11 protein-coding genes are annotated in these 12,716 nt (G+C 33.6%); 10 read left to right on the top strand and 1 reads right to left on the bottom strand.

Annotated elements, in window-relative coordinates; genetic code table 11:
- The first annotated feature begins 12 nt into the window (after positions 1-12).
- The 10 genes from IDG45_RS09470 to IDG45_RS09425 all read left to right on the top strand — a co-directional run bounded on the left by IDG45_RS09470 (position 13) and on the right by IDG45_RS09425 (position 10,573).
- Positions 13-324, top strand: a complete 312-nt coding sequence (locus tag IDG45_RS09470; protein ID WP_001078309.1) for a PTS lactose/cellobiose transporter subunit IIA — start codon at positions 13-15, stop codon at positions 322-324.
- Positions 325-329: 5 nt separating this feature from the next.
- Positions 330-2,042 carry a lactose-specific PTS transporter subunit EIIC gene (locus IDG45_RS09465; protein WP_000983339.1) on the top strand — a complete coding sequence of 571 codons (1,713 nt, stop codon included), beginning with the start codon at positions 330-332 and terminating at the stop codon, positions 2,040-2,042.
- Between the two features lie 17 nt (positions 2,043-2,059).
- Positions 2,060-3,472, top strand: coding sequence for a 6-phospho-beta-galactosidase (gene lacG / locus IDG45_RS09460; protein ID WP_000169221.1), 1,413 nt, complete (start codon positions 2,060-2,062; stop codon positions 3,470-3,472).
- Positions 3,473-3,737: 265 nt separating this feature from the next.
- Positions 3,738-4,607, top strand: coding sequence for an alpha/beta hydrolase (locus IDG45_RS09455; RefSeq protein ID WP_000719340.1), 870 nt, complete (start codon positions 3,738-3,740; stop codon positions 4,605-4,607).
- A 318-nt stretch (positions 4,608-4,925) separates the two neighbouring features.
- Positions 4,926-5,927, top strand: a complete 1,002-nt coding sequence (locus IDG45_RS09450; RefSeq protein ID WP_001180229.1) for an NADP-dependent oxidoreductase — start codon at positions 4,926-4,928, stop codon at positions 5,925-5,927.
- A 234-nt stretch (positions 5,928-6,161) separates the two neighbouring features.
- Positions 6,162-7,169: a zinc-binding alcohol dehydrogenase family protein gene (locus IDG45_RS09445; protein ID WP_000781947.1), complete on the top strand. Its 1,008-nt coding sequence runs from the start codon at positions 6,162-6,164 to the stop codon at positions 7,167-7,169.
- Between the two features lie 306 nt (positions 7,170-7,475).
- Positions 7,476-9,038, top strand: a complete 1,563-nt coding sequence (locus IDG45_RS09440; RefSeq protein ID WP_000792343.1) for a BCCT family transporter — start codon at positions 7,476-7,478, stop codon at positions 9,036-9,038.
- 174 nt (positions 9,039-9,212) lie between these two features.
- Positions 9,213-9,749 (top strand): alkaline shock response membrane anchor protein AmaP, encoded by a 537-nt coding sequence (gene amaP, locus IDG45_RS09435; RefSeq protein WP_031927608.1) that lies wholly within the window; start codon positions 9,213-9,215, stop codon positions 9,747-9,749.
- 12 nt (positions 9,750-9,761) lie between these two features.
- Positions 9,762-10,001, top strand: coding sequence for a DUF2273 domain-containing protein (locus IDG45_RS09430; RefSeq protein WP_000002681.1), 240 nt, complete (start codon positions 9,762-9,764; stop codon positions 9,999-10,001).
- A gap of 62 nt (positions 10,002-10,063) precedes the next feature.
- Positions 10,064-10,573 carry an Asp23/Gls24 family envelope stress response protein gene (locus tag IDG45_RS09425; RefSeq protein WP_000215236.1) on the top strand — a complete coding sequence of 170 codons (510 nt, stop codon included), beginning with the start codon at positions 10,064-10,066 and terminating at the stop codon, positions 10,571-10,573.
- A 160-nt stretch (positions 10,574-10,733) separates the two neighbouring features.
- Here IDG45_RS09425 and sfaD read toward each other — a convergent pair whose 3' ends face one another.
- Complete coding sequence (gene sfaD / locus IDG45_RS09420; protein ID WP_001052554.1) at positions 10,734-12,710, bottom strand: D-ornithine--citrate ligase SfaD; 1,977 nt, start codon at positions 12,708-12,710, stop codon at positions 10,734-10,736.
- Positions 12,711-12,716: the final 6 nt, after the last annotated feature.

The raw sequence follows: 12,716 nt of genomic DNA, 5'->3' as shown, positions 1-12,716 counted from the left end.
GGGATTAATGCTATGAATAGAGAAGAAGTCCAATTATTAGGTTTTGAAATTGTTGCATTTGCAGGGGATGCACGTTCTAAGTTTTTAGAAGCATTAACAGCAGCTCAAGCTGGAGATTTTGCAAAAGCAGATGCATTGATTGAAGAAGGAAACAATTGCATTGCTGAAGCGCATAGAGCACAAACAAGCTTGTTAGCTAAAGAAGCGCAAGGTGATGATATTGCATACAGTGTGACGATGATGCATGGTCAAGACCATTTAATGACAACAATTTTACTGAAAGATTTAATGAAGCATTTATTAGAATTTTATAAAAGAGGGTGATGACAATGATGCAAAAATTGATCGCACAAATTGAAAAAGGGAAGCCATTTTTCGAGAAATTATCACGTAACATATATTTAAGAGCCATCCGTGATGGATTTATTTCTGCAATGCCTGTCATCTTATTCTCAAGTATCTTTCTATTAATTGCATATGTGCCAAATATATTTGGTTTTAAATGGGATAAAGGCATGGAAGCCATTTTAATGAAACCATATAACTATACGATGGGGCTTGTAGCATTTTTAGTAGCAGGAACGACAGCGAAATCTTTAACAGATTCATTTAACCGTAAGGTAGAAAGTACAAATCAAATTAACTTTATTTCTACAATGCTAGCAGCGATGTGTGGATTCTTGTTCTTAGCTTCTGATCCAGCCAAAGATGGTGGATTCTTAAGTGCATTTATGGGAACTAAAGGTTTATTAACAGCATTCTTATCAGCATTTGTAACTGTAATTGTTTATAACTTCTGTGTGAAGCGCAATATTACAATTAAAATGCCGAAAGAAGTACCGCCGAATATTTCACAAGTATTTAAGGACTTAATTCCATTTTCAGCGGTAATCATCATTCTTTATGCATTAGATTTAGTCATTCGCAACAGCTTTAAATCAAATGTAGCGGAAGGTATTTTAAAATTATTCGAACCATTATTTACAGCAGCAGATGGATGGATTGGTGTCACAATTATCTTTGGTGCCTTTGCATTATTCTGGTTTGTAGGAATTCATGGTCCATCAATAGTAGAACCAGCAATTGCAGCCATTACATATGCGAATATCGAAGCGAACTTCAAGTTGCTTCAAGCTGGAGAACACGCAGATAAAATTATTACATCAGGTACACAAATGTTTATCGTTACTTTTGGGGGTACGGGTGCAACATTGGTCGTCCCGTTCATGTTTATGTGGATGACGAAATCTAAACGAAACAAAGCGATTGGACGTGCATCAGTTGTACCAACATTCTTTGGTGTAAACGAACCAATTTTATTTGGTGCACCACTAGTATTGAATCCTGTGTTCTTTATTCCATTTGTATTAGCACCAATTGTTAACGTATGGATTTTCAAACTTTTCGTTGAAGTGTTAGGAATGAATAGTTTTAGTGTGAATTTACCTTGGACAACACCAGGTCCATTGGGCATTATCATGGGTACAGGTTTTGGTTTATGGTCATTCGTACTAGCTATTACTTTGATTGTTGTAGATATTATTATTTACTACCCATTCCTAAAAGTTTATGATAGTGAAATTCTTGATGAAGAAGAAGGACGTAAAGAAAGTTATTCAGATTTAAAAGAAAAAGTTGCAGCAAACTTTGATACGAAAAAAGCTGATTCAATTTTAGCGGCAAGTGGTGTATCAGACGATGCAGCTAAAGCTTCAAATATCACAGAACAAACAAATGTCTTAGTACTTTGTGCCGGTGGTGGTACAAGTGGATTATTAGCCAACGCACTTAATAAAGCAGCTGAAGAATATCATGTGCCAGTGAAAGCGGCAGCTGGCGGATATGGCGCACATATGGACATTATGAAAGAGTACCAATTAATCATTTTAGCGCCACAAGTTGCGTCTAACTATGAAGATATTAAGCAAGATACAGATAGATTAGGTATTAAATTAGCGAAGACTCAAGGTGCTGAATATATCAAATTGACACGAGATGGCCAAGCAGCCCTTGATTTCGTTCAACAACAATTTGAAAATTAAGAATAGGAGTTTTTCATATGACTAAAACATTACCTGAAGATTTTATTTTTGGTGGAGCAACAGCAGCATATCAAGCAGAAGGTGCGACAAATACGGATGGTAAAGGTCGTGTAGCATGGGATACGTATTTAGAAGAAAACTATTGGTACACTGCAGAACCAGCGAGTGATTTTTATAACAGATATCCAGTGGATTTAGAATTAAGTGAAAAATTCGGTGTTAATGGTATCCGTATTTCAATTGCATGGTCTCGTATCTTCCCAAATGGATATGGCGAAGTTAACCCTAAAGGTGTTGAGTATTACCATAAGTTATTTGCGGAGTGTCATAAACGTCATGTTGAACCATTTGTAACATTGCATCATTTTGATACACCAGAAGTGTTACACAAAGATGGCGATTTTCTAAATCGCAAAACGATTGACTACTTTGTAGATTATGCTGAATATTGTTTTAAAGAATTCCCAGAAGTAAAATATTGGACTACATTCAATGAAATTGGACCAATTGGTGATGGCCAATATTTAGTAGGTAAATTCCCTCCAGGTATTAAATATGATTTTGAAAAAGTATTCCAATCACATCATAACATGATGGTGGCTCATGCTAGAGCAGTAAAATTATTTAAAGATGGCGGATACAAAGGAGAAATTGGTGTTGTACACGCATTGCCAACAAAATATCCGTTCGATCCATCAAATCCTGAAGATGTTCGTGCAGCAGAATTAGAAGATATCATCCATAATAAATTCATCTTAGATGCAACATATTTAGGTAAGTATTCTCGTGAAACGATGGAAGGTGTGCAACATATCTTATCTGTTAATGGCGGTAAATTAAATATTACAGATGAAGATTATGCCATTTTAGATGCAGCCAAAGATTTAAACGACTTCTTAGGCATCAATTACTACATGAGTGACTGGATGAGAGGTTACGATGGAGAATCTGAAATCACGCATAATGCGACAGGTGATAAAGGCGGTTCTAAATACCAACTTAAAGGTGTCGGACAACGTGAATTTGATGTCGACGTACCTCGCACAGACTGGGACTGGATGATCTATCCTCAAGGTTTATATGATCAAATCATGCGTGTTGTTAAAGATTATCCTAACTATCATAAGATTTATATCACTGAAAATGGTTTAGGATATAAAGATGAATTTATTGAATCTGAAAAAACAGTTCATGATGATGCACGTATTGATTATGTAAGACAACATTTAAACGTTATTGCAGATGCTATTAAAGATGGTGCAAATGTAAAAGGTTACTTTATTTGGTCATTAATGGATGTGTTCTCTTGGTCAAATGGTTATGAAAAACGATATGGTTTATTCTATGTCGATTTTGAGACTCAAGAACGCTATCCTAAGAAAAGTGCTTATTGGTACAAAGAGTTAGCCGAAACAAAAGAAATTAAATAATTAGAGATATTAAAAGGCCTATCAGTCGAGTGCTGGTAGGTCTTTATTTATAAAAAGAGATAAATTAAACATGCATATACATATTTATATATTAATCAATGGGTGACACACGATTGAAAGTTAAATAAGCAATCAATTAACAAACGTTAACGGACAACTTTCCAAAGTCATCTTTAAAGTTAATGATGTATTCAAAATCAACTAAAGGACATTTTTAATCACATCCTTTATACTTAAATAAAAGACATGAATGGGAGTTAAAAGTGTGAAGAAAATTTTTGTAATTAGTACGACATTGTTAGCGGTCGCTATTATTATAGGCACTATTATTACGGTTGTGTTTAGTCAACGACAGGCACAAACATTTAAAATACAACAACAGCAATTTGTTAAAAAGCCAATTCCGACATTGTTTTTACATGGATTTGGTGGTAGTGCCAACTCTGAAAAATTTATGGTGAAGCAAGCAGAAAAAAGAGGGGTAACTAAAGATATCATCACTGCTTACGTTTCAAAGGATGGTGCAGTGACATTTAAAGGGAAACTAAGAAAAGATGCAGTGAATCCTATTGTGAAAATTGAACTTGAAAATAACAGACAAGGCTATTTGGATAAGAATGCTGCGTGGTTTAAAAATGTACTGACTAAGTTACAATCTGAATACAATTTCGATAAATTCAACTTTGTCGGTCACTCAATGGGGAACTTAACATTTGCACAATATATGATGACATATGGTAACGACAAGTCACTGCCACAGTTAAACAAGCAAGTGAATATTGCAGGGACATTTAATGGTGTTTTAAATATGAATGAAGATGTCAATGAAATCACAGTTGATAAAGATGGTAAACCAAGTCGAATGAATCAACCTTATCAGCAATTACGCGTGCTAAAAGATATTTATAAAGGTAAAGGTATCGAAGTGCTAAATATTTATGGAGATTTGAAAGATGGTACACATTCAGACGGCAGAGTGTCTAATAGTTCTTCGAAATCATTAAAATATTTACTGGGAAATAGTCCGAAAAGTTATCGAGAATCTAAATATGAAGGTGAGTCTGCACAGCATAGTCAGCTTCATGAGAATGAAAATGTTGCTAATGAGTTAATCGACTTCTTATGGAAAAAATAATGTCTATTAGTAGTCACTAGAATCAAAAAGCTCTGATATCACCTTTAAAGTAGCAACAACGATAATATAGTAGATACTTGTTAACGTGATCATCAGAGTTTCTTTTTCAATCAGCATGGAAGATACGTGTCCAAGTCGTAACATTTTAAATTTATGATTATAGCAAATATAATGTGGTTGAAGTTACATGAATGAATCACTAAGTCAAAAATGACATCGAAGAACGTATTTGTATACAAGCATCACGAAGACACAATTCAAACTTAACGCTTAAGTAAAAAATAAGGAAATGTTCCAAATAAAGAAAGGTGATTAATGATGCAAAATAAACAAATTCTTTTTAATAAAGTACCAGAAGGCATGCCTCAAGAGGATACATTCAAAATTGAAGATATTGACACGCCTAAACTTGAGAGCGATGGTGTACTTGTACAAACGCTGTATATTTCAGTGGATCCATATATGAGAGGACGTATGACTAAGGCAGATTCGTATGTACAGCCTTTTGAAATTGGTAAGCCGATTGTTAGTCATGTCGTTGCAAAAGTAATTGATTCGACACTCGCAGATTATAAAAAAGGAGATGTCGTTGTAGGTATGTTGCCTTGGCGAATCATTAATCATGTCCAAGCGGATCAAATTACTAAAGTTCCAACGACAGATGTACCACTTGATTTATATTTAAGTGTTTTAGGAATGCCAGGACAAACAGCATATCATGGTTTGCTTGATATTGGACAACCTAAAGACGGTGATACTGTTGTGGTTTCAGCTGCATCTGGTGCTGTAGGTTCAGTTGTAGGTCAAATTGCTAAGATTAAAGGTTGCCGTGTAGTAGGTATTGCGGGTGGCGACAAAAAAGTAAATTATTTAACAGAGACACTGGGCTTTGACGCTGGTATTGATTATAAGAAAGAGGATTTTGCAGAAGCGTTAGCACAAGCAGTACCAGATGGTATTGATGTTTATTTTGAAAATGTTGGTGGTACAGTTGGCGATGAAGTATTTAAGCATTTAAATCGTTTTGCACGTGTACCAGTATGTGGCGCAATTTCGTCATATAATCATCCTGAAGCAGATATCGGACCACGTATTCAAGGTACGCTTATTAAGAAGCAAGTAATGATGAGAGGCTTCTTAGTAAGTGAATTCGCTGATGATTTTAAAGAAGCTAGTGAACAGCTTGCAACATGGGTTCAAGAAGGTAAAATTCAGTCACAAGTAACTATTGAAGATGGTTTTGAAAATGCGCCACGTGCATTTAAAAATTTATTTACTGGCGATAACTTTGGTAAACAAGTTATTAAAGTAACGGAATAATAAAGTATACGTTTTCACAAACCAATTTTGTTAATTGACCAAAATTTAATAACTTTCTTATCTAAAGCAAATTTGTTCAGTAACATGGTAGAAATAAGTCTAAAATGTAATACAAAAGTCGTCTGTAATTATTTATATATTCAAATGAAAAAGGAGTCATGATGCTGCGATATAAGCACACATGACTTCTATTTTGTATAATAAGAAATAAGTTCATAAATGAGGTGAAACGATATGAAAATGATAGGATTTGAAAAGCCCTTTAAATTGGAAGAAGGAAATTTATTTAAAGTATACGAACAAAGAAAGCCAACGCCAGAAAACGATGATATCTTAGTCAAAGTAAATAGCATTAGTGTAAATCCTGTAGATACAAAGCAACGACAAATGGAAGTCACTCAAGTACCTCGTGTACTTGGATTTGATGCTATTGGTACTGTTGAAGCTATCGGACCAGACGTTACATTATTTAGTCCGGGTGACGTTGTATTTTATGCTGGATCGCCAAATAGACAAGGATCAAATGCGACATATCAATTGGTGTCAGAAGCTATAGTTGCAAAAGCGCCACACAACATAAGTGCTAATGAAGCGGTTAGTCTACCGCTAACTGGTATTACGGCATATGAAACGTTTTTTGATACATTTAAAATTTCACATAATCCTTCTGAAAATATAGGTAAATCCGTGTTAATCATTAATGGCGCTGGGGGTGTAGGAAGTATTGCCACTCAAATTGCTAAACGGTATGGTTTAACTGTCATTACAACAGCATCACGACAAGAAACAACAGAGTGGTGTGAAAAGATGGGCGCAGATATCGTATTGAATCATAAAGAGGATTTAGTGCGTCAATTTAAAGAAAAAGAAATTCCATTAGTAGATTATATATTTTGCACCTATAATACAGACTTGTATTACAATACTATGATTGAACTGATAAAACCATTAGGGCATATTACAACTATTGTAGCTTTTAATGAAGATCAAGATTTAAATGCATTAAAATTAAAAAGTATAACATTTACACATGAATTTATGTTTGCGCGTCCAATTCATCGAACGCCTGATATGATTAAACAACATGAGTATTTAGAAGATATTACGAAAAATATAGAATCAGGACATTACCAACCAACAACGACACAAGTTTTTGAAGGTTTGTCACCTGAAAACTTATATCAAGCACATCAATTATTGGAAAAACAGTCAATGATTGGGAAATTAGTAATTAATATATAGTTTAGTAAGTAAAGTCGCCTTATGCAGAAAATACTGTATAGGGCGACTTATTTTTGTGTCTAGCGACTATTGATTCTAAACGGAAATATGGCAACTTTGCAGGTATCAATTCAATAATGCATTAGAAAGGCATTACTTAAATACAATAAAATACTTTGTTGTTCATTGATAAATAATTTGAGCGTGTTTTATATATCATTTTTAAAAGATGAAGCATTATTAATTGTGTCTATATAAAATTACAAATGATTAAAATGTTGCAGTTGTGGGTATGAACTTACCATTACACAGAAAGGGTTTGTATTTATGAAAAATAAATCAGTAAGTCTAGTGTTTTGGGTATCGTTAGTGATTTGTACGATATTTGTTGCTTTTGGTGCCATATTTCCGAAACAGTTAGAAAAACTCACGCAAAACATTACTACATTTATTGCGCTGCATTTTTCTTGGTATTATTTATTGCTCGTTTTAGTTATTTTATTTGTCTGTGTGTATATTTTATTTTCAAGATACGCAAACATTACATTAGGTGAAGAAGGTGAAGACCCAGAATTTTCATTGCCATCTTGGTTTGCTATGTTATTTAGTGCTGGTATGGGAATAGGACTTGTGTTCTGGACAACGGCAGAACCAATCAGTCATGCCTTCAAATTAACGCCTATTCATAAAGCTGGCACGCAATCTGCAATTAATGATGCAATGCAGTTTTCATTTTTCCATTGGGGTATTCATGCATGGGCAGTCTATGGTATTGTCGCGCTTGTGTTTGCATATTTTAGCTTTCATAAAGGATATCCTGGCTTAGTCAGCGCTACATTGACGCCTTTATTAGGTGAAAAAGCAATGCGTGGCCCTTTAGGTGGTGCCATTGATGTATTGGCAGTCATAGCTACAGTCACAGGCGTTGCTGCAACATTAGGTTTCGGTGCATTGCAAATAAACGAAGGTTTACATTTTTTATTTAATGTACCGAGTAACTTCACGATGCAAGTAATCTTGATTGTCATTGCAACCATATTATTTACTTGGTCAGCATGGTCAGGTATCGATAAAGGTATCAAAACGTTGAGTAATATCAACATGTTACTTGCTTTTGTAGTACTTATTGGTCTTTTTATTGTTGGGCCAACGCTTTACATTTTAAATACATTTACGAATGGTCTAGGTAATTATATTGCAAATTTCTTTAGTATGAGTTTACGCATTCCGTCTGGCGGTCAAAAATTCCAATGGTTACAAAATTGGACAATCTTTTACTGGGCATGGTGGATATCTTGGGCACCATTTGTAGGTATATTTATTGCACGTGTGTCAAAAGGACGTACGATTAAAGAATTTATTCTAGGTGTACTTTTTGTCCCGGCGTTAGTTTGCTTTATATTCTTTGCGGTATTCGGCGCGTCAGCAATTTACTTACAAGATAATCATATTGCCGATATTGCTAAAGCTGCGACAGAAACAGCAACTTTTGCAACGCTACAACATTATCCGCTAGGTTTTGTATTAAGCTTAATTACTTTACTTGTTATTATGATTTTCTTTGTTACATCAGCGGATTCGGCAACTTATGTTTTAGGTATGTTGAGTTCAAGTGGTGATATTAATCCGAAGTCATTTGTCAAAGTGAGTTGGGGTATCATTATGGCATTATTTGCAATCATCATGATTTACACAGGTGGTACTCAAGCGATTCAAAATTTATTAATCATTGCTGCGTTACCATTTTCCGTGGTCATTATAGCGATGATATGGTCGCTTTTAAAATCTTTGAGTGAGGAGAAACCGAGAAATAGTAATAAGGTTTTAATTAAACATCGTGACCCAGATATTTTAGAATATCGTTCTTCAAAACATATTGACGAAAATTAATTAAAAATTAGGTTTCATTAATATGAACTAGGGAATATATTACTAAATGGTACTTCATCTTATATATTAAAAATAAATTTATAGTTATTAATTTATTATGTTTAAGAAAAAATCTGATGGGTACATATTTAATATGTTTTTAAATTAACTTTAACTAAGGAGGTGTCGTTAGGGGTGAAACGACTTAAAAACTTTATCCTTGGCTTATTAATAGTAGTAATCGTGGGGTTCCTGTTATTCATGTATATCCAAGATGGACGTATAACTGAATATCAAGACTACTTCCTTCAATTTGAATGGTTCCAACCATTACTTATTTCACTTGCTTCACTATTGATATTAATAGGTCTTATATTAGTATTTAGTATCTTCAAACCTACGCATCGAAAACCTGGATTATACAAAGACTTCGATGATGGTCATGTTTACGTATCTCGTAAAGCTGTTGAAAAGACGGCATTCGATACGGTTGCAAAATATGATCAAGTAAGACAACCAAATGTAGTTGCGAAACTATATAACAAAAAAAATAAATCTTATATCGACATTAAAACTGACTTTTTCGTACCAAATAATGTTCAAGTTCAATCTTTAACTGAAGCAATTCGTGCGGATATTAAAAAGAATGTAGAATATTTCACAGAAATGCCAGTACGTAAGTTAGAAGTTAATGTGAGAGATCAGAAAACTTCTGGTCCACGAGTGTTGTAAGGGAGGTATATCATGGCTAACAATCATAACCAAAACGGACAAGACTCTACACAACAAGTGATTAATTTTTTAAAAGTGTTTAAATGGAGAATCGTTGGTTTCCTAGCGTTTCTATTAATCGCGATATTATTCTTAACGTTAGGTTTTTGGAAAACAATACTTATCATCGTTTTATGTTTAATTGGTGTGGGTATTGGGTATATAAAAGACCGTAAGCAAGATTTTATGAATTTTTTAAATCGATGGAGTTAATTCATCAATTTAGAATTTAATTAAAAAAATATAAAAAACAATAAGTTAAAGGAGAATCTATTATGACTGTAGATAACAATAAAGCAAAACAAGCATACGACAATCAAACTGGTGTTAACGAAAAAGAAAGAGAAGAGCGTCAAAAACAACAAGAACAAAATCAAGAGCCTCAATTCAAAAATAAATTAACTTTCTCTGATGAAGTTGTTGAAAAAATTGCTGGTATCGCTGCACGTGAAGTTAAAGGTATCTTAGACATGAAAGGTGGCTTAACTGATACATTCACTAATGCATTCTCAAGTGGCAACAATGTTACACAAGGTGTATCTGTTGAAGTTGGTGAAAAACAAGCTGCTGTAGACTTAAAAGTAATTTTAGAATATGGTGAATCAGCACCTAAAATCTTCCGTAAAGTAACTGAATTAGTAAAAGAACAAGTTAAATATATTACTGGTTTAGATGTTGTTGAAGTTAACATGCAAGTTGACGATGTAATGACTCAAAAAGAATGGAAACAAAAACACGAAAAAAATAATGAAAACAATAACCAAGAAAGACAAGGTTTACAATAAGTTATTCGATAAAAAAGCTCGGCACTCAATTTAAGTGCCGAGCTTTTTTGTGATTTTTAATAATTTGAACATGGGAGATGCGTTATACTCTCATTTGTATAGATTGTATTTAATAAGTTAATGTAATTCTTGAGTTCATGATTAATAAAATTCTATAATTTTAATTATTTTCTCGATACAAAGGGTTATTAACTTTAATATAAGTATAATGATGTGCCTCATCTTCAAGACGCATTGTTGTAACACACTTATAATCTATAAATGGCGCGAACATGGTATCTTTAATTTCATTTATGCGATTCTCATTTACTTGATTAGATTTGTGTGTCGAAAGTACAAGTTGATCAAAGATGTTATCTAGTACATCACGAACGATATACCACATATGTCTTTCTAAGTTTGAATCATTTGATGCTTTAGAGATTGTAAGAATTAATTCGCCTAAATGGTTTTGAACGGTAGAATAAAAGGCTTTGTTAAACACAGACGTTTTTGAATCAGTAAGAATTCTTGATTTTTCATGGAAATGAGATGTACTGTATCCCATTTCATTTAGTTGTGCTTTATCAATTCTTAAACCTTCAAAGTCTCTAATATACATCGTGTCCAATAGACCATCTTTTCGGAATGTTGCAATAGCATTTTGCAAGTGAGCCTCTAATGCAATGCCATATTTAGTAACTAGTGGGATTACGAGACCAAGCAATGCTTTACTATAAGTTTCAATCCACGATTTCGCCGATGATTCAAAATCAGACAATGATGCAGCTGATTGATAACGTTTAATCAATGTCACGATAGGTGATTCATTGTTAAATGGGTAGGTTGCAACTAAGCTTGAAGGAATCATTGGTGTGACTTCTTGTGGAATCATTTGGTATATGTTTTTTCTAAATAATGTACCTAATTGTTCACTTCGTTCAGTTTGATAGTCTGCTTCGTCTTGCTCATTATAAAAATGAATACCAGCAACTTCATCAATAATTGTTGATGCATAGGACTTAAATATGACATCTTTCTTCAAAATATCATTTAAAATACGTGTCATTAGTGGACCATTGTGCGTCGTTTGTTCTGATAATGTACGAATTTCACCTGTAATATGAACGTTTGTCGACAATTTGATGTGTGGCGACATAGCTGGGTATTTAGGAACTAATGTTCTGAAAGATAAACCAGCATAATAATCCAACGTATGTTTTGCTTCAATGATTAATTCTTTATCTACTTCTGCTTGATAATCAGAATGTAATACGTCATCTAATTGCCATGGATGTACAATCATAATGTGATAATCATTAAAGTTAAATTTTGGCGTAAATTCATTTTCTAATTGTTTAATTAAGTCCGGAAATAGTTGATGAACAGTTGTATCATAATCTTTAGACAGTGACATAGTACGGCTTAATTTACTGTGAATCAGTACTATTTTCAACTTAATAGGTTGATTGAATTCTGAAGAATATAGGAATGTTTGTAATGCATTTAATCCTTTACGTAATTTAGCCCCAGGATGTAGCGGATGACCTTCAATAACGGCTTGCTCTGAACGCAAGTAACTATCTTCGCTATTTTCGATAATATTAAATAAAGGTGCAGAATCATGTTGCATTGACAGTGCTTGATAGCTAATTGCAAATGTCATATTAGTTGCACTGTTTATTAAATCTTGCTGAAATTGATCACTAGCAGCATTTTTTAAATCTGGTGCTTCAATTAAAATACACTCAAGAATTTCATTTGGATGGTGTACTCGTGTAATCGTATTTGTAATGTCATCTTTAATGTAGAAAGGGCCTTCAACATCAATTCGATCAAAGGCGTGTTCTCCAGTGATAGGAGCATATAATGTTTGCTTAGCTTGTGGGAACGGGATTTCTAGTATTTGAGTCGTTGAGATATCTAACATAATCAAATCACGACTCAATATTTTCTTACTTTGAGTGCGCGCTTTAACTAAGTTTTCGCGATGCATTGATGTGACTAATCTCTGAGTGACTTTATCTCTTCCTTGTAAAATCATCTCTTTAAAAATATTAGCCCAATCGTTATTATGTTGTTGTAAAAATAAATATGTTTCTTGTTCTTCTTTGTTAAATTTTAATGTCTGTTCTTTAAAAATTAAGTTCAAGTTCATAATTCA

Origin of the sequence: Staphylococcus sp. EG-SA-10, assembly GCF_017151945.1 — a bacterium.
Lineage (GTDB): Bacteria > Bacillota > Bacilli > Staphylococcales > Staphylococcaceae > Staphylococcus > Staphylococcus aureus.
Note: the sequence above shows the minus strand (reverse complement) of the source record. Positions and strands in the feature narration are given on the sequence as shown.